This is a genomic window from Plantactinospora solaniradicis (assembly GCF_042658085.1).
Taxonomy (GTDB): domain Bacteria; phylum Actinomycetota; class Actinomycetes; order Mycobacteriales; family Micromonosporaceae; genus Plantactinospora; species Plantactinospora solaniradicis.
This window is the reverse complement of the sequence record NZ_JBHSPR010000007.1, coordinates 75,153-100,326: the sequence shown is the minus strand read 5'-3', so window position 1 is coordinate 100,326 and position 25,174 is coordinate 75,153. Positions and strand designations below refer to the sequence as shown.

Here is a 25,174-nt window from a genome sequence, read left to right as displayed (position 1 = left end):
GCTACCGGCCGTCGCGCAGGTCGTCGAGCCGGGTGGCGTGGAAGGCGATCCGGTCGAACGTCACCGAGCAACCCGAGCCGGTCGGCGCCTGTGCCTCCAGCCCGATCCGTACCGGTTCGCCGCCCGGGTCGAGTCGGAAGTGCCGGACGAACTCCCACCACTTCCCGTCGGTGCTGGCGTGGAACGCCCAGGCCGGGCCGAGTCGGGCGATTCGCAACCAGAGCGGTGCGCCGTCGGCCACGACGAAGCCGTTGGCGTCGTCGGAGACCTTGCGGGTGATGACCGAGACCACCATTCCGCTCCCCTGGGGCGAGCGTTCGTAGGCGAGCTTCGCCCAGTGCCGGGGATCGGCGTACACCAGTAGACATCCGGCGTCGAAACTGTCGGCGAAGTCGACCCTGACCCGGGCGGAGAACTGGAAGTCGCCCTCGGGCGCCGGACCGAGCAGCCGGGGCGCGGTCACCACCGGCTCGCCGCCGGCCGGATCCACGAACATGTCGGTGCGGGCCGGCGCGACCACGGTGAGCGTCCCGTCGTCCTCGCTCCGGCACTGGGCCGGCGCGACCTCCCAGCCCATCTCCATCGGCAATCCGATATCGGTCCGCATCCGAGCAGGATGCCAGAACCACGCCGGTCGTGCCGTCCCTCGCGCCGCCCGCTCGTCCGGCGACGGCGACGAGGGGACACGAGGGACACGAGGGGAGCGGTCCGGCTGTACCCCCCGACCGACACCTCGCCGCTGGCGCCGTGTTCGGCCCGTACGCGGCAAGCCGCCGGCCCACCACGGGTTTACCGCCTGGTTGAGCGGCGATTCCGGGGTATTGGCGGTTCTCGCCGGAACGCGCTCCCGGAGGATCGGGCGCGCCACTGAATGCGACCAGGAGCGGGAGGAAATGGGGTGGGGGGAGCATGATACTGAGGCGTCGAGCGGTGTTGTTGGTGATGCTGTTGTTGACCGCCGTGCCGTTGGTCCTGGCGGGCTGCACGGGAAATCCCATCAAACGGGCCTCGCGGCCGGCACCGGCACCACCCAAGCTGGCGATTACCCCGGCGCCGGACAGTAAGGATCTGCCGACCAGTGTCGAGATCGGTACGACGGTGACGGGTGGGAAGGTGACCGAGGTCGTCGTGACCGATCCCAACGGTGTTCGGGTCGATGGTGCCCTGCGGCCGGATGGCTCTGGTTGGATGCCCGGCAAGGCTCTGGCGAACAAGCAGGCGTATACCGCCCAGGTAACCGCGAAGAATGACGCCGGGAAGAAGGTCACCCAAAAGACCAACTTCACCACGATGGACAAGCCGGCCAAGCGGACCGTAACCAACCTTAATCTGCAGAGTGACCAGACCTACGGCGTGGCGATGCCGATAACGGTCGCATTCGACTCCGACATCCCGAAGGACGCCAGGGCGGGGATCCAGCGGCGGTTGCTGGTCAACACCGATCCGCCGCAGCCGGGGGTGTGGGCCTGGGAGGCGAACGGCCGCCAGGTTTCCTACCGGGCGCCGGACTTCTGGCGGCCGGGCACGACGATCAGTGTTCGCGCCGCGCTCGACGGGGTGCCGATGGGCGGTGGCAGTTTCGGCGACACCGACCGGACCGGCACCGCGAAGATCGCCAGCAACCGGCTCTTCCTGGAGATCGACAACGCGACCAAGCAGATGTCGGTGTTCAAGGACGACACCCTGGTGAAGAAGATTCCGGTCAGCCTCGGTAAGAGCAGCACCCCGACGTCGAGCGGCAAGATGGTGATCATGGAGAAGCACGACTCGACGGTCTTCGACACCACGGGTTCCCCGGATCCCTACGTGGTCACGGTGCAGAACGCGCAGCGGCTGACCTGGGGTGGCGAGTTCATCCACGCGGCCCCGTGGTCCGTCTATGCCCAGGGGGAGGCCAACGTCTCGCACGGCTGCACGAACGTGTCGGACGCCAACGCGGCCTGGCTGATGGAGACCACCCGGATCGGTGACCTGGTCACGATCAAGGGCACCGAGGTGACCCTCGACCAGGGCAACGGCTGGACGGCCTGGAACGTCGGCTGGGACGAGTTCGTCAAGGGCAGTGCGCTGCCGGTGCCCGCGGACCTCAAGCCGGCGCCACCCGCGCCGCCGGCTCCGGGCGGCCCCGCGAGCGGCGGCCCGCCCGCCGCGGACAAGCCGGCGGGACCGGCACCGGCACCGACGTCGAGTACCGGCGGCCGGTAGCCGTCCGGAGGGAAACGGCGGCACCTGCCGACCTCGACACCCTGGTGCCACCGGCGACACCTGTCGCCGGTGGCACCTTCGCGTTCCGGATGTGTCCGTCAGGGCGTGGTCCGGCCGGGGGAAAGCCGGGGAACATCAGGAAACCGGGCACTGCCGGCGTCCCGGGCCTTCAGCGCTGGCTGTTGTACGCCTGCACCACGGACGACGGAATGCGTCCGCGCTCGGAAACCTCGTAGCCGTTCTGCACGGCCCATTCCCGGATGGCGCGGTTCAGGTCGCGGTCACTTCGAGTCGGGCTCGTGGTGGGGCCGCGCCGAGCGGATCGACGGCTTTCCACCGAGCCGCGTCCTACCCGGCTGCCCGCGTGGATGTAGGCGTCCAACGCCTTGCGGAGCTTGCCGGCGTTCTTATCCGACAGGTCAATGGTGTAGTTGACCCCGTCCAGACCGAACTCGACAGTGCGGTCGGCTTCGCCGCCGTCGAGGTCGTCGGTCAGAAGTGTGATTACCTGCTTCGCCATGGTCGATTACTCCTCGTGAACATTTATTGCTAGGGGTTGAGTTTGACTGATCAGGAGCGAATTGTGCAAGACATTGGACATTTCCTGGGCGAAAACCACAACCTCTGCGGACTTCTGTTCCACGCGTTGGTGCCCGGGGTTTCACGATCCTCGTATCCACCCGTGCTGTCGGCTACGGCCTACGTGACCGCGGCTCGCAAGGGCCGGATTACCGCCGGGCCAGCGCATCCGGCGAAATCCCCCGGTAGGCATTTCGGACCGGACCCGGTTCGCCGGATCGCCTGTCGCGGCCGCGTTTCCGGTGCTCCGAGCCGGGTCGCCGCCGCCTTGGCGGGGAAGGCCCCTCGGGTCAGGCCGAGGGCGGCCCCGAACTGGTCCGGGCGACGAACGTGGGAGTCAACGAGACCCGGCGGTTCGTCCGGGAACCGCCGTTGAGCTGCTCGATCAGCAGGTCCAGACTGCGTCGGCCGAGTTCGGCGAAATCCTGTCGAACCGTGGTCAGCGGCGGCAGGAAGTAGCCGGATTCCGGTACGTCGTCGAAGCCCACCACGCTGACATCTTCCGGCACCCGCCGACCGGCCTCGTGCAGGGCTCGTAACGCGCCGAGGGCGATCTGGTCGTTGCCGCAGAACACCGCCGTGACCGACGGGTCGGTGGCGAGCAGCCGGCCCTGCTCGTATCCGGACCGGGCGCTCCAGTCGCCGAGCCGGGGCGCGGGTACCGGAGCGGCGACGGCGTACAGCGCCTCACGCCAGCCGTCGACCCGGTCCCGCGCCTCCGGCCAGTCCGCCGGCCCGGCGATGTGGTGCACGGTGGCATGACCGAGGGCGAGCAGGTGCCGGGTGGCCAGCGCGGCGCCGGTGGCGTTGTCGATGCACACCGTGGGCACGGACTCGCCGCCACCGCCGACGCCGACCACGGCCAGCCCGGCCGGCGCCTGGGAGAGCGCGGTCACCACGGTGTTCTTCGGCGCGATCGCCACGATGCCCTCCACCGACTGCTCGCAGAGCCGGTCGATCGCCTCCAGCACCGACTCGCGGTCCAGGGCCCGGATGCTGGCGACGCTGACGAAGTAGCCCGCGGCGCGGGCCGCCTGCTCGATTCCGTACAGCGTGGAGGCCGGGCCGAACAACGTCGTCTCGAAGGCGACCAGTCCCAGGGTGCGGGACCTGCGGGTGACGAGGGTACGGGCGGCGGAGTTGCGTCGGTAGTTCAACGCCCGCATCGCGGCCAGCACCCTGTCCCGGGTCTCCGGCCGTACGTTCGGGTGGTCGTTGAGCACCCGGGAGACGGTCTGGTGCGAGACACCGGCCAGCCGCGCGACGTCGCGCATCACCGAGCCCCGGGTCCGCTGCGGCACACCGGTCGGCTGGTCATCGGCGTCGATCCGGTCAGCAGTCAACGGCCGCTCCTTCGTTCCGACCGGCCGCCCGGGTACGGGCGGCGAAGGTGTCGCAAAATCACGGATGCATACCGTCGCCGGAGGTACCTCTTGACGGGCAGCATGAGAACGTTAACATTCTCGGCACAGGAAGCCCCACAGAACGTCTGGCATGCCCTCAGTGCTGGCGTTTCACGTGGAAAAGTGGGCCGGCGACAGCGAACCCGGGTGTCGTGGAGGTGGCGGTAAGCCGGCCGTACCTGGCTCCCGGTGTGAACGGTAACCACGACAGTTGACGATGTTCCCAAGGCGAGGAGGAAACGGTGCTGAAAAAGATCTCCGCCGTTGTACTCGGCGGACTGATGGTGACCGCATTGGCCGCCTGCGGGGGCGACAACGGTGCGGGCGGAAGCCAACCGGACGACGGCAAGATCACCCTGGGCTTCGCCCAGGTGGGAGCCGAGAGCGGCTGGCGTACGGCCAACACCAAGTCCATCCAGGATTCGGCCAAGGAGGCCGGCATCGATCTGCAGTTCTCCGACGCGCAGCAGAAGCAGGAGAACCAGATCAAGGCGATCCGGTCGTACATCACCCAGAAGGTCGACGTCATCGCCTTCTCCCCGGTGGTGGAGTCCGGGTGGGACACGGTGCTCAAGGAGGCCAAGGACGCCAAGATCCCGGTCATCCTGACCGACCGGGCGATCGACTCCCCGGACACCACGCTCTACAAGACCTTCATCGGGTCGGACTTCGTGCTGGAGGGCAAGAAGGCCGGCGAGTGGCTGGTCACCGAGTACCAGGGCAAGCCGGAGCCGGTGAACATCGTGGAGTTGCAGGGCACCACCGGTTCGGCGCCGGCCAACGACCGCAAGGCCGGTTTCGCCGAGGTCATCAAGGCCGACCCGAAGTTCAAGATCATCGCCTCCCAGACCGGCGAGTTCACCCGGGCCAAGGGCAAGGAGGTCATGGAGGCCTTCCTGAAGGCCAACAAGGACATCGACGTCCTGTACGCGCACAACGACGACATGGGTCTCGGTGCCATCGAGGCGATCGAGGGGGCTGGCCTCAAGCCGGGCGTGGACATCAAAATCATCACTGTGGACGCGGTGAAGGACGGGATGCAGGCGCTGGCCGACGGAAAGATCAACTACATCGTCGAGTGCAGCCCGCTGCTCGGGCCACAGCTGATGGAGCTGGTGGAGAAGGTCGTCGCCGGTGAGACGGTGCCGGCGCGGGTGCTGACCGAGGAGACCACGTTCACCCAGGAGCAGGCGAAGGCGGCACTGCCGAACCGCCAGTACTGAGCGGCGCGGTCAGCGGCGCGGGCGAGCCGGCACGACGGACGGAGGCAGGAGGATGGCCACGGTGGGGGAGCCCGCAGCGATCCTGACCATGACGGGCATCAGCAAACGGTTCCCCGGCGTCAGGGCCCTCGACGGGGTCGACTTCCGGCTCGTCCCCGGCGAGGTACACGCGCTGATGGGCGAGAACGGCGCCGGCAAGTCGACGCTGATCAAGGTCTTGACCGGGGTGTACGACGTCGACGAGGGCGATATCGCCCTCGACGGCACGCCGGTGCGCTTCGCCGGCCCGTTGCAGGCGCAACAGGCCGGCGTGAGCACCGTCTACCAGGAGGTCAACCTCTGCGCCAACCTGTCCGTCGCGGAGAACATCTACATCGGCCGGGAACCGCGGCGGTTCGGGGCGATCCAGTGGGGCGAGATGCGGCGCCGGTCCCGGCGACTGCTCGACGGGCTGGGGCTGGACATCGACGTCTCAGCCCCGCTCGGCGCCCACTCCCTCGCCGTACAGCAGATGGTCGCCATCGCCCGGGCGATCGACATCTCCGCCAAGGTGCTCATCCTCGACGAGCCGACCTCGAGCCTGGACGCCAGCGAGGTCGACCAGCTCTTCCGGGTGATGCGACAACTGAAGGGGGAAGGGATGGCGATCCTGTTCGTCACCCACTTCCTCGACCAGGTCTACGAGATCTCCGACCGGATGACGGTACTGCGCAACGGCCGCCTGGTCGGCGAGTACGCCACCCGCGAACTGAGCCAGCTCGACCTGGTCAGCGCGATGATCGGCAAGGAACTCGCGGTCCTGGAGGAGCTGGAGGAGCAGCCCCGGCGGTCGCTGGCCACGCTGGAACGGGACCGGCCGGTGGTCGAGGCGGCCGATCTCGGGCGCACCGGCGCGGTGGCCCCGTTCAGTCTGGCCATCCACCGGGGAGAGGTGGTCGGGCTGGCCGGGCTGCTCGGCTCCGGCCGGACCGAGGTGGCCCGGCTGCTCTTCGGAGCGGACCGGGCCGACCACGGCCAGCTCCGGGTGGACGGCGAACCGGTCTCGCTGCGCGGCCCCCGCGCCGCGATGTCCCACGACATCGCCTTCTGCTCGGAGAACCGACGTACCGAGGGGCTGGTGGCGGACCTCACCGTCCGGGAGAACATCATCCTGGCCGTGCAGGCCGCCCGGGGCTGGTCCCGCCCGCTGCCACGGCGCCGGCAGGACGAACTCGTCGACCGGTACGTCCAGGCGTTGCGGATCGTGCCGGCCAATCCGGAGGCGTTGGTCGGCCAGCTCAGCGGCGGCAACCAGCAGAAGGTGCTGCTCGCACGCTGGCTGATCACCGAACCTCGGCTGCTGATCCTCGACGAGCCGACCCGGGGCATCGACGTCGGCGCCAAGGCCGAGATCCAGCGGCTGGTGGTCACGCTGTCCGACGGTGGGATGGCCGTACTCTTCATCTCCGCCGAACTGGAGGAGGTGCTCCGGCTGAGCCACAAGATCGCCGTACTACGGGACCGGCGGATGGTCGACGAACTGGCCAACGACGACGAGGTGACCGCGGGACGGATCATGTCGATCATCGCGAGCGGCAACGGCTCGGCACCATCGGAGGACGATCCTCCGCCGCCAGATCCTGACATGGTCGTGATCCGGAAGGAGGTGTGATGGCCGGCGTGATCCGGCACCGGTTCTTCTGGCCGGTGGCCACCCTGCTGATCCTGTTGGCGAGCAACCTGTTCTTCAGCCCCGACTTCTTCGCCGTCGACGTACGCCAGGGGCACCTGTACGGAAGCCTGATCGACATCGTGCGGTTCGGCGCACCACTGATCCTGGTCTCGCTCGGCATGACCCTGGTGATCGCGACCGGTGGGATCGACCTCTCGGTGGGTTCGGTGGTCGCCATCTGCGGAGCCCTCGCGTGCCTGCGGATCAGCGGGCTCAGCGACCAGAACAGCGTGGTCGGCGTGCTGCTCGCGGTCGGGCTCGCCCTCGGGCTGGCCCTGCTGCTCGGCGCCTGGAACGGCCTGCTGGTCGCCCAGGCCGGTATCCAGCCGATCATCGCCACGCTCATCCTGATGGTCGCCGGACGCGGTCTGGCCCAGCTCATCACCGACGGCCAGATCATCACGATCAACAGTTCGCCGTACAAGTTGATCGGTGGCGGCTACTGGCTCACCGTGCCGTTCTCGATCCTGGTCGCGCTGGTGGTGTTCGGCTTCGCGCTGCTGCTCACCCGGCGTACCGCGCTCGGTCTGCTGATCGAGTCGGTCGGCGGCAACGCCGAGGCGAGCCGGCTGGCCGGGATCCACTCCCGGCGGATCATCTTCACCGGCTACGTCTTCTGCGGGCTCTGCGCCGGCATCGCCGGACTGATGATCAGTTCCAACGTGTCCAGCGCCGACGGCAACAACGCCGGACTCTGGATCGAACTGGACGCCATCCTCGCGGTCGTCATCGGCGGCACGTCGCTGGCCGGCGGACGGTTCTCGCTGGGCGGCACGGTACTGGGTGCGCTGATCATCCAGACCCTGACCACCACCATCTACAGCATCGGCATCCCGCCGGAGACGACGCTGCTCTTCAAGGCCCTGGTGGTGACCCTGGTCTGCCTGTTGCAGTCGCCGGCCTTCCGGGCGAAGGTCTTCCACCGCAGGCGGAAGCCCCCACCCCCGCAGCCGGACCGGCAACAGCAGCCGAAGGTGGAGGTGCCAGCATGACCGGGCGCAGCGAGGAGGGGACATGAGCGAGCGGAGCGAGCGAGTCGGTTGGCTCGGCGCGGTACAAGCTCATGGGTCCGACGAGCGCAGCGAGGAGGGGACATGAGCGCCGTACCGGGGACGGTGGACGCGGGCCGACCGCGCGTCCTGCGACCGCAGCAGAAGTACCTGCCGCTGTTCGCCACCGGAGCGCTGCTGGTCGTGATGTACAGCGCCGGAGTGCTGCGCTACGACGGGTTCTCCGACACCCAGGTCGTGTTGAACGTATTCGTCGACAACGCGTTCCTGCTGGTCGTCGCGGTCGGCATGACCTTCGTGATCCTGACCGGCGGGATCGACCTCTCGGTCGGCGCCGTGGTGGCCCTGACCACGATGCTCTCCGCCACGTTGCTGCAGGACCAGGGCTGGTCGCCGTACCTGGTCCTGCCGTTGGTGCTGTTGATCGGCGCCCTGCTGGGGCTGGGCATGGGCTGCATCATCCACTACTTCGAGATCCAGCCGTTCATCGTGACCCTGGCCGGGATGTTCCTGGCCCGCGGGCTCTGTTACACGATCAGTACGTCGTCGATCCCGATCAGCGACCCGCTCTGGACCTCGATCGCGCAGCAACGGATCCGGTTCGGCGGATTCTTCATCTCCATCAGCGTCCTGATCGCCCTGGCGGTGGTCGCGATCGGCATCTACGTGCTCGGCTACACCCGACTCGGCCGCAACACGTACGCCATCGGCGGCAACCCGCAGTCGGCGTTGCTGATGGGACTGCCGGTGGCGCGCACCCGGATCGCGGTCTACACGATCAGCGGATTCTGCTCGGCGCTCGGAGGCGTGCTGCTCAGCTTCTACATGCTCTCCGGGAACAGCCTGCACGCGGTCGGCATGGAACTCGACGCGATCGCGGCCGTGGTCATCGGCGGCACCCTGCTGACCGGTGGCTCCGGCTACCTGGTCGGCACGGTGCTCGGCGTCATGGTGCTGGGCCTCATCCAGACCATCATCACGTTCCAGGGTGACCTGAGTTCCTGGTGGACGAAGATCGTCATCGGCGTGCTGCTGTTCGCCTTCATCGTCTTGCAGCGCACCGTGGCGAGACGACAACGCTAGCCATGGCCGGTGCGGCGCCAGCCGTCCCGCACCGGCAGCGCGGTAGCCGTGCCCCGCTGGTAGCGGTAACACTGTGAACGGCAACAGAGAGCGGGAGTCCAGGAGGAATGCAAGTGAGCGCTAACGGTGACCGGTACGTCGTGGGGGTGGACTACGGCACGCTCTCCGGTCGGGCGGTGGTGGTCCGGGTCTCGGATGGCGCCGAGGTCGGATCAGCGGTGCACGAGTACCGGCACGGAGTGATCGACGACCGCCTCCCGGAGACGGGGGCGCCGCTGCCCGGCGGATGGGCGCTGCAGATGCCGGAGGACTGGCGTTCGGTGCTGCGTGAGGCGGTGCCCAAGGCACTCTCGGCCGCCGAGGTCGATCCCGGGTCGGTGATCGGCATCGGTACGGACTTCACCGCCTGCACGGTGCTGCCGACGCTCGCCGACGGCACGCCGCTGAACGAGGTACCCGGGCTCGCAGACCGGCCGCACGCCTACCCGAAGCTCTGGAAGCACCATGCCGCCCAGCGGCACGCCGACCGGATCAACGGGCTCGCGGAGGAACGCGGCGAACCGTGGCTACCCCGGTACGGCGGACGGATCTCGGCGGAGTGGCAGTTCGCCAAGGCACTACAGGTGCTGACCGAGGATCCGGAGATCTACGACCGTACCGAGCGGTGGATCGAGGCGGCCGACTGGATCATCTGGCAACTGTGCGGCGTCGAGACCCGCAATGTCTGCACCGCCGGTTACAAGGGGATCCACTCCGACGGGCAGTATCCGTCGCGGGACTACCTGACCGCACTGAACCCCGACTTCGCCGACTTCGTCGAGACCCGGCTCGCGCATCCGCTCGCCCCGCTCGGCGGGCTCGCCGGCCAGTTGACTCCCCAGGCCGCGGCCTGGACCGGGCTGCCGGCCGGCATCGCGGTCGCGGTCGGCAACGTCGACGCCCACGTCACCGCCGCCGCCGCGAACGCCGTCGAGCCCGGCCAGATGCTGGCGATCATGGGTACGTCGACCTGCCATGTCATGGTTTCGGACGTCCTCGCCGACGTGCCGGGGATGTGCGGGGTGGTCCGGGACGGCATCGTGCCCGGTCGATGGGGGTACGAGGCCGGGCAGAGCGGTGTGGGCGACATCTTCGGCTGGTTCGTCGAGCACTGCGTGCCGGCCGGCTACGTCGAGGAGGCCGCGCGGCAGGGCATCGGCGTACACGAGCACCTGACCGCGCTGGCCGCCGCCCAGCGTCCGGGCCAGCACGGCCTGGTCGCCCTGGACTGGCACAACGGAAACCGTTCGGTGCTGGTCGACCACGACCTGTCCGGCGTCATCGTCGGGCAGACCCTGGCCACCCGTCCCGAGGACCAGTACCGGGCGCTCATCGAGGCCACCGCGTTCGGCACCCGCACCATCGTGTCGGCGTTCGACACCTCCGGGGTGCCGGTGACCGAGTTCATCGTGGCGGGTGGGCTGCTGAAGAACCAGTTCCTCATGCAGGTCTACGCCGACGTGCTGCGCCGGCCGCTGAGCGTCATCGACTCCGAGCAGGGTCCGGCGCTCGGCTCCGCGATCCACGCGGCGGTGGCCGCCGGGGCCTACCCGGACATCACCGCCGCGGCCGCCGCGATGGGCAAGGTCCGCCGGGCGGTCTACCAGCCGGATCCGGCCAGCGCCGACGTCTACGACCGGTTGTACGCGGAGTACGAGCGGCTGCACGACTACTTCGGTCGGGGTGGCAACGACGTCCTGCACCGGTTGCACGCACTACGCGAGGAGACGCGGGCATGAGCGAGCGAAGTGAGCGGAGCGGAGGTCGGGCATGAGCGAGCGAAGTGAGCGAATCGGTTGGCTCAGTGGTACTCATGGGCGGCCGGAGCGGAGCGGAGGTCGGGCATGAGCGAGCGGAGTGAGCGAATCGGTTGGCTCAGTGGTACTCATGGGCGGCCGGAGCGGAGCGGAGGTCGGGCATGAGCGACACGGTCAGTGACACCATCGCCCGGTTGCGCCGCGAGGTGTGTCAGTTGCACGAGCAGTTGACCCGCTGGGAACTCGTCACCTGGACCAGCGGGAACGTCAGCGCCCGGGTTCCGGGTGCCGACCTGCTGGTGATCAAGCCAAGCGGCGTGTCGTACGACGAGTTGACGCCGGAGTCGATGGTGGTGACGACCCTGGACGGAAACGTCGTCGACGGCAACCACTCGCCGTCGAGCGACACCGACGCGCACGCGTACGTCTACCGCGCCATGCCGCACGTCAACGGGGTGGTGCACACGCACAGCCCGTACGCCACCGCCTGGTCCGCCCGGGGCGAGTCGATCCCGTGCGTACTCACCGCGATGGCCGACGAGTTCGGCGGGGAGATTCCGATCGGTCCGTTCGCCCTGATCGGCGGGGACGACATCGGCAAGGGAATCGTGGCCACGCTCGCCGGGCACCGCTCCCCGGCGGTGCTGATGCGCAACCACGGCGTCTTCACGATCGGCGCCAGCGCGAAGGCGGCGGTGAAGGCGGCGGTGATGTGCGAGGACGTGGCCCGTACGGTGCACATCGCCCGGTCCGGTGGCGCACTGGTGCCCATCGAGCCGCAGCACATCGATGCCCTCTACGAGCGCTACCAGGGCGTTTACGGCCAGCGGTGATCCGAGCGGCGGCGGTCGGCGCGGCACGCCCGCGGGGCTGGTGTGCCGACCGCCGCCTCTGGCATGCTCGCCTACAGCTATCCGTGGGTGGTTGCCCGATTCGTGGCTGGCTGCCCGCGTTCGCCCGTCTGCCCCGCGACCGATGGTGGTGACCGTTGACCGGATCTCCTCGCCCGTCCGCCGAGCCGACCAGGCTTCCGGCGCCGAGGTCCGAACCAGCGTCGAGGTCCGAACCAGCGCCGACGTCCGCACCGTCGACGTCCGCACCGTCGTCGGGCCCCGGGCCGGTCGGGTCGCCGTCGACGTACTCCGGTGGGCCGGTCGTGCCGACGGCACCGACGGTCGGCGAGTGTCAGGTGTGGCGCCTGCCGATGGGTTCCGGTCACTGGGGCGGGTTCGACGTACTCGACCAGGACGAGCGCGAGCGGCACGGGCGCTTTCTCCGGGCCGCCGACCGGGACCGCTACCAGGCCGCGCACGTCGGCGTACGGCTGCTGCTCGGTCACTACCTCGGCGTGCCCCCGGCCGAGCTGCGGTTCTCCCGGCACTGCCGGCACTGCGGCGCCGGACACGGCAAGCCGGTGGTCGAGTGGCCGGCGACCACGCTCGACTTCTCGCTGACCCACTCGGGCGACTGGGTCGGTCTCGCGGTGGCGGCGGAGCCCGTCGGCCTCGACGTCCAGGAGTTGGCGGAGGGCACGGAGGTGGCGGCGTTGAGCAGCACGGTGCTCGCACCCGCCGAACTGCGCTGGTGGGCGGGGCAACCGGCGGAGACCGCCCGGACGGCGTTCTTCGGCTACTGGGCCCGCAAGGAGGCCCTGTTGAAGGCGACCGGGCACGGGCTCGCCGTGCCGATGAGCACGATCACCCTCACCCCGCCCGACGTACCGGCCCAACTCGTCGAGTGGTCGGGTGACCGCCCGTTGGACGGGCCGGTGCGGCTGTACGACCTCGACGCGGGTCCGGGCTACATGGCCGCCGTCGCCGTACTCACCACCGAGCCGGTTCGGATCACCCAGGCGGAGTTCTCCGGCACGACCCTCAGCGGGGAGCCTCGGCCGGCGGGCTGACCGTACCGGCCCGGACCGGTGCCGCTCCGCGCATCCGGTTCCCCGAGCCGTCGCGGCGGTGGTGGTGGCGCGACGTCACGCGTGGACGGCGACGACGTCCAGGGTCAGGTGGAGCCGTCGGCCCGTCATGCCTCTGGCGTTGGTCAGGCCGAACGCGTAGCGGTCGATCGACGTACGGGCCCGCGCCGTCAGGGTCGCCCCGCCACCGGCGACCGTCTCGACCGTCAGCGGCACCGGCCGGCTGACACGCTGGACAACCGGTTCCAACTGCTGTCCCGGGGAGACCGTACGGCGCCGGTCCGGCACCAGACCCTGCGCTCGGTGGTGGCCTGGAGCTGGGGCCTGCTCACTCCGGAGGAACGACGTCTGGCCGCGCGGCTGAGCGTCTTCACCGGAGGCATGAGCCCGGCCGCCGTCGCGCACGTTTGTAGGTTGACGTCCGATCCGTACCCGGACGACCCCGGCTGCTCCGCGCCGAGCAGTTGACCTGGCTACGCCGCCTCGACATCGAGCGGGACAACCTGTATGCCGTCCTGCGCTGGGCGCTCCACGACGATCTCCGGCTCTGCCTGCTCGTCGACGCGGCGAACCGACCGAACGTCACAGACCTGCCGACCCGGCTGGAGAGCGGGCGGCATCCGCTGACCTATTCGCCGGTTACGGGTGCCGACCGGATTCTCCGGCGAAGCTCACGCAGGGTGGCGAGCGCGGAATTCAATTCGGGACGTTGCGGCCAGCCGTGCTCGTGGGGGTGGGCGCACTGGTTGCGTACTTGCCAGGCTGTCGCGACGGCGTGGTTCGACAGACCGCTCCGATTGGCCAGCACCTTGACGCGATCTCCTCCGGGCGCCGACGCGGCGAGTTCGTCGGACAACGACAGCACCTCGGCCACGCCTCGGATGAGCCATGCCGGTAGCCGGTCTGCGGTGCCGATTGACGCGTCGGCGGGACGGCCGGCCGTCAATCGAGCCAGCTCCGGATCGAGGTCACTGATCCGGATGTTGTCCGCCGAAACGACGTACCGGAGCCGGCGAGCGCGCAGTGCGCTTTCGGCCAGGCTCGGTCTCGGCCAGGGCGCCACCCTGGCCGGGCCCCAGCCGCGTCCGGCGCCGAGTACGGCGAGGCCGCGCATACGGCTGGTTCCGCCAACGAACCAGACTGGCACGGGCTGACGCCTGGCGGTCGGACCCAGATGTTCGACCACGTCGTCGATCGCCGCCGCGATGACCTCGAGTTGAGGGCTGCCGAACCTCTCCACGTCGAGCGCTGTCAGCCGGACGGCCCGGCCAAGGTCCGGAAGCTCGACGGACGTGGACGCCGTGGCGGACACCATCTCCCTGGCCCGCCGGATATTGCGCCAGAGCAGCCACTGTTCGCCGGTGGTTCCGTGCGGTGGGCCGAGCAACGACGGAGCCGTATCCTCCCGGACGATGTGGTGCCGGTGCAGCAGTCCCCTGGCGACGGCGGCATCGAGGCTGACACCCCCGAGATGCTGGATCTGCACCCCCGCCCGCACCTCGACGCCATCGTCCTCCCGGACGACCAGGCTGACCGTGGTGTCGCCGCCGCCGATGTCCACCACGACGACGTGTTCCCACGGCGGCACGACGCAACGGCTGTGCAGTAGGCCGGCCATGGCGGCCGCCGCCGTCGGGACACGGACCGGATCCGGGAGGCCGATTCGGGCGGCGGCCTGTTCGATGATCCAATGCGGCATCCGGTCACGCGGCTTGGCGACGACTCGCAACTCGGCCAGATCAGCAGCATTGACGCCGCGGGCATTGGCGAGCACCTGTTGCAGGAAGGCGGCCATGAGATCCACCGGCTCGACCGGGCTGATGACCCTGTCCTCGAGATAGCTCGTCGCGCTCGGCTCGACGACTCGAGGCTGCTCGGAGCTGGCGATCTCGGCATCATGTCCGATGCGCAGGACGCCGTCCGAATCGATGCACAGCATCGCGGGAAGGAGATCTTCCCGCCCAAACCGTAATGGTCTGACCTGTCCGGTCCGGCTGGTAAGCGCGGCGGTCACATGGACCCGCCCGAAGTCGACGGCCAACCGGCGGCCTCTCATCAGCCGCATACTACCGGCCAGATCCATAAAGGAGCAGCCGCCTGTTCCATCCGAACGGTGGCGGGTCCTGTCGGTCCTGTCCGCATTGGCATCGAGGCGTGGGACGTTGGCACCACCAGCAGGTGGGTGCCCGGTTCAGCCGGGCGGACCGGCCTCGATCCGCCGCCGTAGCGCGGCGAGCCAGTCACCGGAGGGCTCGTCCGGACCGATCACCGACCAGGTGACCCCGGCGGCGGCGTGTTCGTCGATCGGGACCGCCGGGTCGTACGGCAGCACGATGTCCCGGTCGGGACCGAGGATGGCGCGTACCTCGGCCACCTGGTCGGGCGTCAGGCCGCCCACCGCGTCGCGGCCCAGCGCGAACACCCCATCGTAACGGGCGGCCCGGGCCAGTGGGCGCCGGTGGGGCCAGGTCGCGGCGACCCAGATCGGCGGCCGTGGCCGCTGGACGCTGCCCGGGGTGAGTCGGGCCCGTACCTGGAACCGGGGACCGGCATGGTCCACCTCGGCGCCGCGCAGCAGGCCGTCCAGCACGACCAGCGCCTCGTCGAGCGTGGCGGCCCGGGTACGCGGGTCGGCCGACTCGCCGAAGGCGGTGAAGTCGCTGTCCGGGATACCGAGCCCGACACCGACCACGACCCGTCCACCGGTGAGCTGGTCCAGGGTGATCACCTCCTTGGCCACCTTCCACGGCCGGCGCCGGGCCAGTGGCGTGACCATCGCGCCGAGCCGGACCCGGTCGGTGGCGGCCCCGATCGCGCCGAGCAGCACCCAGGGATCGTGCAGTGGCATCCCGTCGGACCCGTAGACGTGATCCCAGAGGAAGAAGGCGTCCCATCCGGCGTGCTCCGCCGCGACGGCGCAGGCGACGAGATCGGCCGGTGGCCCGGCGGGCGGAATGGAGATGGCGTACCGCATGTCCGCATGTCTACCGGGCGGCGTCGATTTCGGCTGTCCCGGCCGCTTACCGGGATGGCGGGATCCGCCGCCCCCGGCTCCGAACCGAGGGCGACGGAGGCGCGGCGCCCCGTACCCGTCGGGATCAGGCCGAGCAGATCGCGTACGACGTGACGGTCCAGTTGCCGGCGAACGGGCCGTTCTCGGCGCCGGTCGCGGTCGCCGTCAGCAGGCCCACGTTGGGGCGCAGGTCGTCGATGACGACCGCTCCGAGCGCACCGCTGAGTTCGGCGCCCACCCCGTGCACCCTGGTACCCGCCGGACAGGCGGCCGTGGTGGCCGAGGCCGCCACGGGTGAGGCGGCGGCACTGGTCAGCACCCGACGCACCATGTTCGCCGAGGGGTTGCCACAGATCGCGTACCCGGTGATGTTCCAGTTGTTGGCGAACGCGCCGTTCTCGTACCCGGTGACGGTCGCCCCGGTCAGCCCCGCGTTCGGGGTGAGGTCGTCGAGGAAGACGTTGCCGCCGGCACCGTTGAGTTCGGCACCGAGGCCGTAGAGCCGGAGGCCGGACGGACAGCCGGCGAAGACCGACTTGGGCGTGACGGAGTTGCTCACGCTGGTGAACTGGATGCGTTGCAGGTTGAGCGTGTTGACGCCGCAGATCGCATACGCGGTGACGGTCCAGTTGTTGGCGAACGCGCCGTTCTCGACCGCGGTCACGAGCACGTTGTTGAGGGCGAGGCTGGGGGTGATGTCGTCCATGGTCACGTTGCCCCCGCCACCGTTGATCTCGCCACCGGCGCCGTAGACCCGCTGCCCCGCCGGGCAGGTGGCCACGATGCTCTTGCTCGCGAGCGAGTTCGACGCGCTGGTTGCGGCGACGCGTACCGGGGCGGCGACCCGCGTGCCGGAGTCGCTCCGAGCGCCGGCGCCGCCTGCCCGGGCAGGCCCGCCGATGCCGATCGTGCCAATCGCCATGACCAACACAAGGGCCTGCGCGGTCCCGCGCCATTCCCTGATCCTCTTGACAGCCATCGCTGCAGATCTCCCTTCGTCGCCCGCCGCCGGAGCTGGCGGTGGCACACGGTCCAGCCTGGTCAGGGCCGTCACGGTGCGGTCCGGGCCGGATCAGGACGCGATCAGGGCCGGATCAGGGCCGGATCACGGCGCGGTCACGGCCGGATCAGGGACGCCAGCGGACCGGCGGTGGAACTTCCTTGGCGGAGGTGTCGGCGTTCCGACTTGTCGCAGGCAAATGCCCGCCTTGTATCGATATGCTGTCGCCCGGCGCCCCCCAACCGTGTCGATACCGGCCACCGGGGGAGGAGCTTCAGCTTGCGCGCGTCACCCGTGCCACCGTCGATCCGCCCTGCGCCGTCCGTCCGGCCAGGGCCCGAACGCCGACAGCAGTCGCCGATCCCGCCGAGGCTGCCGGGCCGGCGCTGTACCTTCGTCGTGGCGGCGGCCGGCTACGGCAAGACGACCACGGTACGGCGGATGCTGGCGCAGGCCAGCAGCCGATGGTGCACCCCGGCGGAATGCGGCGCGGTGTTCGACGGCGGTGCCGACGATGGCCCGGACGTTCACCTGACCGAACTGCTGAGGTCCACTGACGACGACGTCGGGCACGATCTGTGGCTCGTGTTCGACGACGTCGGCCGAATGCCCAGCGCGCGGCTGCGGGCCGTACTGGCCGCGGCGCGACGGCTGCCCGACCGGGTCCGACTGGTGATCCTCACCCGTCACCCGCCCGCGTCCGCCCTGGTCGATGGCGGGTGCCGACGTGGCGAACTGGGCGTGCTGGGCCCGGCGGACCTGGCACTCTCGCCCGCCGAGGTGGCCGACGTGCTGCGCGACAACTACGACCTGCCGGACCCGGCACTGGCCCGGACGGTGCACCGGTCGACCGCCGGCTGGCCGGTGCTGGTCCATCTGCTGGCCGAGGGGCTCCGGGACGGTGGAAGCCACGATGACGCCCCGACCTCGCTGCCCGGCGCCGCCGCGTGGGCCGAGGCGTACCTGATCCGTGAGGTCTTCCCGGAGTTGCCGACGGAGGCCGCCCGGCTGCTGCGTCTGGCCGCACGGCTCGACCCGGCGCATCCCGAGCTGGTCGGCGGGGCGGATCCCCGGCGGGCCGGGCGCCTGCTGCGCTCGCTGGCCGCCGTCGGGCTGTTCGGTCCGGAGCGGCCGGACGGAACCGGATATCCGGCGATCCCGTTGGTCGCCAGCGCGGTGCACCGGCACCTGCCGCTGCCGTCGGCACAGGTCACCGCCCTGCGGGTCCGGGCGGCCGACTGGTACGCCGAACACGGTCTGCCGGCGGCGGCGCTGCGCGGTTACCAGGACGCCGGCCGCGTCGAGTCGGCGGTCCGGGTGCTGCGGCGATCCGGCGCACGGCTGCTCGCCGACGGTGAGAGCGCGATGGTCGCCACCGCCATCGAGTCGCTGCCGCTGGCCCTGCGTACGCCGCTGCGCCAGTTGCGTGCCGACGCGTTGCGGACGGTCGGCGAGGCGGACTCCGCACTCGAGGTCTACCGGACGCTCGCTGGCCGGCGGGCCGGGCTGACCCCGGCACTCGCCTGGCGATACGGGCTGGTGTACCTGTCGCGCGGCGAGCCACTCGCCGCGATCGAGCTCTTCGAGCAGGCGTCGGCCGGCACCGGACGGACGGTCGACGAGGCGCTGCTGCTCGGCTGGGCCGGGTGTGCGTACGCGCTCTCGGGAAACGCCGGCCCGGCCCGGGAGCGGGCCCGACAGGCCCTGGTCGTCGCGGCCGCAGCCGCGGCAGCAGCCCCGGTTCCGACGATGCCGGTCCGGCCGCCCGGCCCGGCGGCGCCGACCGATCCGGGATCGGCGATGCCGTCCGTCCCGGGCCAGACCACGGCCCCGACCGGGCCGGAACGGAGGGTGCGGGCGACCGGGCCGGAGCAGGCGGCGCGGGCGACCGGCTCGGAGTTGGCGGCGCGGGCGGCCTCGCCAGGGCTGGCGGCGCGGGCGACCGGAGCGGAGCTGGCGGTCGCCCAGGCGTTGGCGACCGCCGGGGTGGGTGCGGGACTGACGGCGCGGTTGACCGGTGACCGGTCGGCCGTGTTCGGTCAGCTAACCGAGGCGCTACGGCTGGCCGATTCCGTCGGCGATCTCGGACTGGCGGCGTGGGCCCGGGTCAACCTCGCGGCGGCCCGATCCGGCGTGGCCGAGTACCGGGAGGCGGTGGCCGAGGCGGCCGATGCGGTCGAACTGGCCGAGGTCGCCGGACATCCACCGATGCTGGCGCTGGCGCTGGCCGTCCGAGGCGCCGGGCTGGCCCGGCTCGGCCGGCTCGACGAGGCGACGGCCGACTACGAACGGTCGTTGGCGGTGCACCAGCGGATCGGTTCGGGTCACATCGCCCTGCCACTGATCGGTCTCGGACAACTGCACCTGCTGCGCGGCCGGGACAGCCTGGCCCGGGCGGCATACGAGGAGGCGGTACGGGTCAGCGAACCGCGCGGAAACCTGTTCGCCCTGGTCCCGGCGCTGGCTGGTCTGGCCCTGGTCATCGCCAGGGAGGATCCGACCACCGCCACCGCCCTGGCCGAACGGGCCGTCGAGCTGGCCCACGGCCCGCACGCCGTCGTGGCCCGGTGTGCGCTGGGCTGGGTGGCGGTCTCCGTACCGGACCTGCCCCGGGCGGTCCGACTCGCGAGCGAGGTGGAGGAGCAGGCCCGGCTGCATCAGGACCGCGCCGGACTCGCCGAGGCGCTGCGGTTGCGGGCCGCCGCCGCCGACGACCCGCGGGTTGCCCGGCAGGCGTTGCTGGAGGCCGGCGCGATCCTGCGCGAGATCGGTGCGCGGATCGAGGCCGATCGGGTGTGCGTGCTGATCGGGCAGTCGCCCGGAGCGGGCGCGGCGGATCGGATCGACGCCCGGGTCGCCGCCACGCGGCTCGCCGAGGCGGAGGTGGTCGACCTCGCGTCGACCGGTCCGGAGCGGCTGGCGGCGAAGGTCGCGGTACGCACCCTGGGCCGGTTCGAGGTACGCGTCGACGGCCACCCGGTGCCGACCTCGGCCTGGCAGTCCCGCAAGGCCCGGGATCTGCTCCGGATCCTGGCCGCCCGCCGGGGGCGCCCGGTGTCCCGGGAACAACTCGCCGAGCTGCTCTGGCCCGACGAGGAGCCGGGTCGGGTCGGTCACCGACTCTCGGTGCTGCTCTCCCTTTTGCGCGGCGTCCTGGATCCGCACCGGCGGGGTCCGGTGGACCGGTACGTGGTGGCCGAGCGCGCCAGCGTCGCGCTGGATGTCGAACAGGTGGAACTCGACGTGGAACTGTTCCAGGCCGAGGCGCTGCTCGGTCTGCGCCGGTTCGAACGCGGCGAGACCACCCTCGCACAGGACATCCTGGGCCTTGCCGAGCAGCGCTACCAGGGCGACTTCCTGGTCGACGACCCGTACGACGACTGGGCGGTCCCGGTGCGGGACGAGATGCGCCGGCTCTATCTGCGCGTGGTCCGGGCCCTGGCCGAGCTGGCCCGGCACCGGGGCGACCAGGAGCAGGCGGCCCACCAGTTGCGCCGGGCGCTGGAAGCCGAGCCGTACGACGAGCGGACGCACGAGGAGCTGATCTCGGTACTGACCTCGGCCGGTCGGTACGGCGAGGCGGACGAGGCGTACCGGCGGTACCAGCGGGCGATGGCGGTGCTCGGCGTCCCGGTCCGCCGGACCCGGTGATGCCGTCGGTCCGCCGGCCCCGGGGTGGCCGCCGGTCCGCCTGGCGCGTCGCGGCTGCCCGTGCCCACGGAGTCAGAGGCCGAAGACGTCCTCCTCGGCGCCCTGCCGCGCACCGTCGACGAAGCCGCGGAACGCCGGGTCGTCCCGGTCGGCGGTCACGCTGGTGACCAGTTCCCCGGTCGCCTCGGCCACCGCGTCGACCAGCGGGGGGTAGGTGAGGTCCACGTCGGCGAGTTCGTCCTCGTCGACCTCGGCCAGGTTCAGCACGTCCTGCAGTTGGTCGGCGTCGGTGTCCGGGTCCCCGGCCCAGCCCTCGCCGAGGTCGTAGCACTCGTCGTACAGCGCGCGCTGGTCCTCGGTCCAGTCGTCGTCGTAGGTCTTCACGCCGTACCTCCTTCGCCGTCCACCACCTGAGCATGCCCCGAGGCGGACCGGGTCGTAGCCGGTCGGCGGAAACGGCTCGGCGCCAGGGGCGGCGGGTTGGTGCGCGGAACGTCACGGATCGTCACCTTCGTACCCCGGAGGCGCTTTCCGTTAACCCCGCCCCGCGTGGCGCCCCCGGGTCGGCGACCTCCACCGGCCGGGAGTGACCGGGGGCAACCGCCGCTCGGGAGGGCTAACCGTGCTCGGGCCGGGTCACCGCCGAGCCGGACATACCGGCGCCGAGCGAGGCGACCGGGCCGGTCGACTCCCGGACGACGAGCCGACACGGCTGGCGGATCACGCCCGAGGTCCGTTCGCCGTCCAGGGCCGCGAAGAGTTGCTTCACCGCGGTCGCGCCGAGCTGTTGCAGGTTCAGGTCCACCGTGGTCAGCGGCGGCCGGCAGTCGGCGGCGAAGACCTCCCAGTTGTCGTACCCGACGATCGCCACGTCGTCCGGGATCCGCCGGCCCAGGTCCAGCAGTGTCTCGGCGACACCGGTGGCGATCTGGTCGTTGCCGCAGAACACGGCGTCGATGTTCGGGTCGGCGGTGAGCAGCATCCGTCCGGCGTGCCGGCCCCAGCGCTGGGACCATTCGCCGTAGAGCGGATCGCCGCCGGCCAGCGGCAGACCGGCCTCGGTCAGCACCGAGTGCAGCCCGGTCACCCGGTCCCGGGCGGCGCGGTAGGTCTCCGGGCCGGTTATGTGGCCGATCCGCCGTCGCCCGAGCGAGACCAGGTGCTCCACCGCGAGCCGCGCCCCGCCGGTGTCGTCGGCGAGTACGGAGAGGTCGGCGGGGTCGTCCGACTCGCCGTACACGTAGACGACCGGGACCGGGATGTCCCGGGTGAGTGACGGGCGGATGTCGTTGGAGTCGCCCAGGATGATGAACCCGTCCACCTGGCGGGCCAGCAGCGTACGGATGTAGTGCCGGCGCCGGATGACATCACCCCGGGCGTCGCAGAGCAGCACGCACATCTGCTCGTTGCCGAGTGCGTTCTCGATTCCGAGCAGGACCGGGAAGGCGAACCGTTCTCCCAGCTCGTCGGTGAGCAGCCCGATCGTCCGGGTCCGTCCGGAGATCAGCCCCTTGGCCAGCGCGTTCGGGTGGAAGGAGAGTTCCTCCGCCGCCTCCAGCACCCGACGCCGGGTGGCCGGCGCGACCTCGTCGCGGGCGTTGAGGGCCTTGGATGCGGTGGCCACCGAGACTCCGGCCCGCCGCGCCACGTCGGTCAGGGTCACTGACTGAGATCGTTGTCTGACCACCGAAATCCTTTCGGACTGTCTTTCGAAAACGGCCGAGCGAAGGGAATCCTAGTCTAGGCGGCCGCTTCGCGATTTACCCCATCATGAGGCGGGTTGACATCGACATAGCCCGCTCGCTACCTTCCGAAAAGGTTTTCGGAACCGGGGGAGATGCTGACGATGATCACACCGGTCCTGCCGTCGACGGGTGCGCTGCGCCCGCTCGGCCTCGACGACGTACGGCTGACCGACGGCTTCTGGGCCGAACGAGTGTCCCGCAACGCGGCGGTGACCCTTCGGCACTGCCGGGACTGGATCGGCCGGACCGGCTGGCTGGACAACTTCCGGCTGGCCAGTACCGGCGGACTCGCCGACGGCCGGCGGGGTCGGGAGTTCTCCGACTCCGAGGTCTACAAACTGGCCGAGGCGATGGCCTGGGAGATCGGCCGGGGCGGCGTCGCCCCGGTCGCCGACCTCGCCGAGGCGGTCGCGGCGGCGCAGCAGCCCGACGGCTACCTCAACACCCGGTTCGGGCAGCCGGGCCAGCACCCGCGCTACTCCGACCTGGAATGGCCTACATGTCCCAGGCCGCCACGTCGTCCCGGTCCGCATTGGAGACCACCCGATGATCTGGTTCACCTGGCGTCGGTTCCGCACCCAGGCCGCGACCACCGCCGTTGCCCTGACCGTGCTCGGCATCCTGCTGCTGGTCACCGGGCGTGGCCTCACCGACATGTACGCGGACGTCGCCACCTGTCGAAGTGACTGCGCCACCGTGGTCGACCTCTTCCTCGCCCAGGTCCGCAACGGCGTCAACGGCACCCTGTACTACGCCGCCCTGGCCGTGATGTGTCTGCTGCCCGCCCTGATCGGCGTCTTCTGGGGGGCGCCGCTGATCGCCCGCGAGCTCGAGACCGGTACCCACCGGCTGGCCTGGAACCAGTCGGTCACCCGCACCCGCTGGCTGGCCGCCAAGCTCGGCGTCCTCGGCGCGGCCACGGTGGCGACCACCGGTCTGCTCAGTTGGGCCGTCACCGTCTGGGCACGACACATCGACAGTGCCGCCGCGGACCGGATCACGCCGCTGGTCTACGGCGCCCGCGGCGTCGTCCCGATCGGCTATGCGGTCTTCGCCTTCGTCCTCGGCGTGACCGCCGGCATGCTCCTCCGGCGCACCGTCCCGGCGATGGCCGTCACCCTGGCCGGCTACGCCGCCGCCGTCGCGTCGATGCCACTGGGGGTGCGAACACACCTGGTCCCGGCGCGCCACGACACACCGGCCCTGGACTTCGACAACCTGGACCTGGTCGGAATTCGCCCCGACGGCGAGATGTATGTCCTGAGCGAGGACCTGCCCAACGCCTGGACCGTGTCCAACCGGACGATCACCCCCGGCGGCCGGGTCTTCACCGGACCCGCCGACCCGATCGCCTGCGGGCGTGACGCGGCACCCCAGACCTGCGACACCTGGCTCCGCACGCTCGGCCTGCGCCAAGACGTCGTCTACCACCCCGACAGCCAGTTCTGGCCGATGCAGTGGATCGAAGCCGGCATCTTCGTCGCCCTCGCCGCGCTGCTGGCCGGATTCTGCTTCTGGTGGGTCCGCCGGCGCCTGACCTAGGGCCCCGCCGGATCCCCTGGTGGCCAGCGCTCCGCCGCGAGCCCGAATTCCTGGCCGGGGTCAGGGCCCCGGCCAGGAACTCAGTCGGCTCATCGCGGTACGGAGCAGTTCGGGTAGCCGGTGCCGGTGGCCGGCCTCCGACCGATCGAGCGCGAGGGCGAGTACGACGTCGTCGTGCCGGCCGACGGCCTGCTCCGGCCGGAGGTACGCCTCCGCGCCGATCCCGGGTAGCGGTGTGCCACCCGGCTTGGCTCCGGCGAGGGTGAGCCTGCCGTACCAGCCGCCGAGAACGTGGAGGGTCAGCACCGGACGGCCCCGACTGCCGACGAACTGCACGGCCTGCACCTGCCCGTCCGGCGGTTCCGGCGCCCGGAGGGTCACCCGTTGGCCGAGCGCGCGACCGACCTCGCCGACCGTGAGTAGCGAACCGGCGAGCGATCGTGGCGCGGTCAACGCCCCGGATCCGCCCGCCGGGGCGAGCGGATCCACCCGGGCCGGACCGGGCAGCTCGTCGACCTCGGTGTCGAACGGATCGGTCCCCTCGGCCAGCCGTTGCACGGTCACCGCCAGCACCCGTCGGGTCCACGGCCGGACCCGCGCGCTGACGACGTCACCGACCCGGCAGGTGTCGGCGAGCCCCGCCGGCAGCACCCAGGCGCGGGTCCGGTCGGCGCGGCCGTCGTCGATGACGAGGTGGAAGTTCACGGGTATGGTCCGGGCGTCGAAGTCGTCGCTCGACTGCCGGCACTGCCACAACTGGTGCCGGAGCACCTCGCCGCTGACCGTGCGCGGTCCGGCGAGATCCAGCAGCAGCCGCAGGCCGAGGTACCCGCCGTAGCCGAGCAGCAGCAGCCCGGACAGGGTGAACCCGAGGGTGACCGGGTCGCTGGCGACGAGTCTCGGTGCCAGGTCGGCTGGGGCGGCGAAGGTCCAGCCGGCCAGCACGGCCAGCGTGGCGCGGAAGCCGATCCAGCCCAGCCGCTGCCCGTACCGGGGGAGCAGCCGTGGATAGCTGACGCCGACCCGTCGCGGGGTGCCGGTGTACGACGACCAGATCCCGGTCCGGTCCGCCCCGGCCGGGTTCGCCGCGCTCATCGCGCGGCCCTTGACGTCGGCCGGAGGACATCGCCCCGCCACAGCGCTGCCGATACCCCGGTGGTGGTGACCAGCGGCATTCCCGCCCGCCCTCTGCTCGGCCTCGCCGACCCGGTGTCGGCGGCGACCCTCAGCATGATCCACGTCGGCAAGCGGAAGATGGCCGCCAGGTGGACGGACTCCGTGGGACCGTAGGT

21 protein-coding genes are annotated in these 25,174 nt (G+C 70.8%); 11 read left to right on the top strand and 10 right to left on the bottom strand.

From position 1 onward, the window contains the following. Window position 1: 1 nt before the first annotated feature. The gene (locus ACFP2T_RS06550) at window positions 2-607 is read right to left on the bottom strand and encodes a DUF1349 domain-containing protein (RefSeq protein WP_377418492.1); all 606 of its coding nucleotides are present in this window, start codon (window positions 605-607) and stop codon (window positions 2-4) included. Window positions 608-909: 302 nt separating this feature from the next. On the opposite strand from ACFP2T_RS06550, the gene ACFP2T_RS06545 reads away from it, so the two are divergent. After that, entirely contained in the window at window positions 910-2,205 is a 1,296-nt protein-coding gene (locus ACFP2T_RS06545; RefSeq protein WP_377418489.1) for a L,D-transpeptidase, read from the top strand. Between the two features lie 169 nt (window positions 2,206-2,374). On the opposite strand, the gene ACFP2T_RS06540 is transcribed toward ACFP2T_RS06545, so the two are convergent. Both ACFP2T_RS06540 and ACFP2T_RS06535 read right to left on the bottom strand, forming a co-directional pair. Then, window positions 2,375-2,725 (bottom strand): histone-like nucleoid-structuring protein Lsr2, encoded by a 351-nt coding sequence (locus ACFP2T_RS06540; RefSeq protein ID WP_377418486.1) that lies wholly within the window; start codon window positions 2,723-2,725, stop codon window positions 2,375-2,377. A gap of 349 nt (window positions 2,726-3,074) precedes the next feature. Continuing rightward, a complete protein-coding gene (locus ACFP2T_RS06535) occupies window positions 3,075-4,058 on the bottom strand; it encodes a LacI family DNA-binding transcriptional regulator (protein WP_377419917.1) in 984 nt (327 codons plus the stop codon). Window positions 4,059-4,468: 410 nt separating this feature from the next. On the opposite strand from ACFP2T_RS06535, the gene ACFP2T_RS06530 reads away from it, so the two are divergent. The 7 genes from ACFP2T_RS06530 to ACFP2T_RS06500 all read left to right on the top strand — a co-directional run bounded on the left by ACFP2T_RS06530 (window position 4,469) and on the right by ACFP2T_RS06500 (window position 12,913). Further along, window positions 4,469-5,410, top strand: a complete 942-nt coding sequence (locus ACFP2T_RS06530; RefSeq protein WP_377419915.1) for an ABC transporter substrate-binding protein — start codon at window positions 4,469-4,471, stop codon at window positions 5,408-5,410. A gap of 88 nt (window positions 5,411-5,498) precedes the next feature. Next, window positions 5,499-7,061: a sugar ABC transporter ATP-binding protein gene (locus ACFP2T_RS06525; RefSeq protein ID WP_377419913.1), complete on the top strand. Its 1,563-nt coding sequence runs from the start codon at window positions 5,499-5,501 to the stop codon at window positions 7,059-7,061. Continuing rightward, window positions 7,061-8,113 (top strand): ABC transporter permease, encoded by a 1,053-nt coding sequence (locus ACFP2T_RS06520; RefSeq protein ID WP_377418483.1) that lies wholly within the window; start codon window positions 7,061-7,063, stop codon window positions 8,111-8,113. The genes ACFP2T_RS06525 and ACFP2T_RS06520 overlap by 1 nt, the downstream gene beginning before the upstream one ends. A gap of 102 nt (window positions 8,114-8,215) precedes the next feature. Beyond that, the gene (gene yjfF, locus ACFP2T_RS06515) at window positions 8,216-9,214 is read left to right on the top strand and encodes a galactofuranose ABC transporter, permease protein YjfF (protein ID WP_377418480.1); all 999 of its coding nucleotides are present in this window, start codon (window positions 8,216-8,218) and stop codon (window positions 9,212-9,214) included. Between the two features lie 107 nt (window positions 9,215-9,321). After that, a complete protein-coding gene (araB, locus tag ACFP2T_RS06510) occupies window positions 9,322-10,992 on the top strand; it encodes a ribulokinase (protein ID WP_377418477.1) in 1,671 nt (556 codons plus the stop codon). 179 nt (window positions 10,993-11,171) lie between these two features. After that, the gene (locus ACFP2T_RS06505; protein ID WP_377418474.1) at window positions 11,172-11,843 is read left to right on the top strand and encodes an L-ribulose-5-phosphate 4-epimerase; all 672 of its coding nucleotides are present in this window, start codon (window positions 11,172-11,174) and stop codon (window positions 11,841-11,843) included. A 323-nt stretch (window positions 11,844-12,166) separates the two neighbouring features. Next, on the top strand, window positions 12,167-12,913 hold the full coding sequence (locus ACFP2T_RS06500) for a 4'-phosphopantetheinyl transferase family protein (RefSeq protein ID WP_377418471.1): 747 nt from the start codon (window positions 12,167-12,169) through the stop codon (window positions 12,911-12,913). Between the two features lie 75 nt (window positions 12,914-12,988). On the opposite strand, the gene ACFP2T_RS06495 is transcribed toward ACFP2T_RS06500, so the two are convergent. From ACFP2T_RS06495 to ACFP2T_RS06480, 4 genes are all read right to left on the bottom strand, one after another. Next, window positions 12,989-13,219 (bottom strand): hypothetical protein, encoded by a 231-nt coding sequence (locus tag ACFP2T_RS06495; protein WP_377418468.1) that lies wholly within the window; start codon window positions 13,217-13,219, stop codon window positions 12,989-12,991. A gap of 340 nt (window positions 13,220-13,559) precedes the next feature. Continuing rightward, window positions 13,560-14,870, bottom strand: a complete 1,311-nt coding sequence (locus tag ACFP2T_RS06490) for an Hsp70 family protein (protein WP_377418465.1) — start codon at window positions 14,868-14,870, stop codon at window positions 13,560-13,562. A 252-nt stretch (window positions 14,871-15,122) separates the two neighbouring features. Continuing rightward, window positions 15,123-15,905: an LLM class flavin-dependent oxidoreductase gene (locus ACFP2T_RS06485; RefSeq protein WP_377418462.1), complete on the bottom strand. Its 783-nt coding sequence runs from the start codon at window positions 15,903-15,905 to the stop codon at window positions 15,123-15,125. A 124-nt stretch (window positions 15,906-16,029) separates the two neighbouring features. Then, window positions 16,030-16,866 carry a hypothetical protein gene (locus ACFP2T_RS06480; RefSeq protein ID WP_377418459.1) on the bottom strand — a complete coding sequence of 279 codons (837 nt, stop codon included), beginning with the start codon at window positions 16,864-16,866 and terminating at the stop codon, window positions 16,030-16,032. A 357-nt stretch (window positions 16,867-17,223) separates the two neighbouring features. Here ACFP2T_RS06480 and ACFP2T_RS06475 point away from each other — a divergent pair, with 357 nt between their 5' ends. Beyond that, the gene (locus ACFP2T_RS06475) at window positions 17,224-20,595 is read left to right on the top strand and encodes a BTAD domain-containing putative transcriptional regulator (protein WP_377418456.1); all 3,372 of its coding nucleotides are present in this window, start codon (window positions 17,224-17,226) and stop codon (window positions 20,593-20,595) included. A 72-nt stretch (window positions 20,596-20,667) separates the two neighbouring features. On the opposite strand, the gene ACFP2T_RS06470 is transcribed toward ACFP2T_RS06475, so the two are convergent. Together ACFP2T_RS06470 and ACFP2T_RS06465 are read right to left on the bottom strand one after the other, a co-directional pair. After that, entirely contained in the window at window positions 20,668-20,979 is a 312-nt protein-coding gene (locus tag ACFP2T_RS06470) for a hypothetical protein (RefSeq protein WP_377418454.1), read from the bottom strand. A gap of 232 nt (window positions 20,980-21,211) precedes the next feature. Beyond that, window positions 21,212-22,282: a LacI family DNA-binding transcriptional regulator gene (locus ACFP2T_RS06465; protein WP_377418451.1), complete on the bottom strand. Its 1,071-nt coding sequence runs from the start codon at window positions 22,280-22,282 to the stop codon at window positions 21,212-21,214. 159 nt (window positions 22,283-22,441) lie between these two features. Here ACFP2T_RS06465 and ACFP2T_RS06460 point away from each other — a divergent pair, with 159 nt between their 5' ends. Continuing rightward, on the top strand, window positions 22,442-23,026 hold the full coding sequence (locus ACFP2T_RS06460; protein WP_377418448.1) for a beta-L-arabinofuranosidase domain-containing protein: 585 nt from the start codon (window positions 22,442-22,444) through the stop codon (window positions 23,024-23,026). 916 nt (window positions 23,027-23,942) lie between these two features. Here the strand turns inward: ACFP2T_RS06460 and ACFP2T_RS06455 are convergent. Beyond that, a complete protein-coding gene (locus ACFP2T_RS06455; RefSeq protein ID WP_377418445.1) occupies window positions 23,943-24,977 on the bottom strand; it encodes a hypothetical protein in 1,035 nt (344 codons plus the stop codon). A 66-nt stretch (window positions 24,978-25,043) separates the two neighbouring features. Here ACFP2T_RS06455 and ACFP2T_RS06450 point away from each other — a divergent pair, with 66 nt between their 5' ends. After that, window positions 25,044-25,172, top strand: coding sequence for a hypothetical protein (locus ACFP2T_RS06450; protein ID WP_377418442.1), 129 nt, complete (start codon window positions 25,044-25,046; stop codon window positions 25,170-25,172). Window positions 25,173-25,174 lie beyond the last annotated feature (2 nt).

Bases quoted from the DNA above. Each gene is read 5' to 3' on its own strand.
- ACFP2T_RS06550 (WP_377418492.1), bottom strand. From the start codon at position 607: ATGCGGACCGATATCGGATTGCCGATGGAGATGGGCTGGGAGGTCGCG.
- ACFP2T_RS06545 (WP_377418489.1), top strand. From the start codon at position 910: ATGATACTGAGGCGTCGAGCGGTGTTGTTGGTGATGCTGTTGTTGACC.
- ACFP2T_RS06540 (WP_377418486.1), bottom strand. From the start codon at position 2,725: ATGGCGAAGCAGGTAATCACACTTCTGACCGACGACCTCGACGGCGGC.
- ACFP2T_RS06535 (WP_377419917.1), bottom strand. From the start codon at position 4,058: ATGCGCGACGTCGCGCGGCTGGCCGGTGTCTCGCACCAGACCGTCTCC.
- ACFP2T_RS06530 (WP_377419915.1), top strand. From the start codon at position 4,469: ATGGTGACCGCATTGGCCGCCTGCGGGGGCGACAACGGTGCGGGCGGA.
- ACFP2T_RS06525 (WP_377419913.1), top strand. From the start codon at position 5,499: ATGACGGGCATCAGCAAACGGTTCCCCGGCGTCAGGGCCCTCGACGGG.
- ACFP2T_RS06520 (WP_377418483.1), top strand. From the start codon at position 7,061: ATGGCCGGCGTGATCCGGCACCGGTTCTTCTGGCCGGTGGCCACCCTG.
- yjfF (WP_377418480.1), top strand. From the start codon at position 8,216: ATGAGCGCCGTACCGGGGACGGTGGACGCGGGCCGACCGCGCGTCCTG.
- araB (WP_377418477.1), top strand. From the start codon at position 9,322: ATGCAAGTGAGCGCTAACGGTGACCGGTACGTCGTGGGGGTGGACTAC.
- ACFP2T_RS06505 (WP_377418474.1), top strand. From the start codon at position 11,172: ATGAGCGACACGGTCAGTGACACCATCGCCCGGTTGCGCCGCGAGGTG.
- ACFP2T_RS06490 (WP_377418465.1), bottom strand. From the start codon at position 14,870: ATGCTGTGCATCGATTCGGACGGCGTCCTGCGCATCGGACATGATGCC.
- ACFP2T_RS06485 (WP_377418462.1), bottom strand. From the start codon at position 15,905: ATGCGGTACGCCATCTCCATTCCGCCCGCCGGGCCACCGGCCGATCTC.
- ACFP2T_RS06480 (WP_377418459.1), bottom strand. From the start codon at position 16,866: ATGGCGATTGGCACGATCGGCATCGGCGGGCCTGCCCGGGCAGGCGGC.
- ACFP2T_RS06460 (WP_377418448.1), top strand. From the start codon at position 22,442: ATGATCACACCGGTCCTGCCGTCGACGGGTGCGCTGCGCCCGCTCGGC.
- ACFP2T_RS06455 (WP_377418445.1), bottom strand. From the start codon at position 24,977: ATGAGCGCGGCGAACCCGGCCGGGGCGGACCGGACCGGGATCTGGTCG.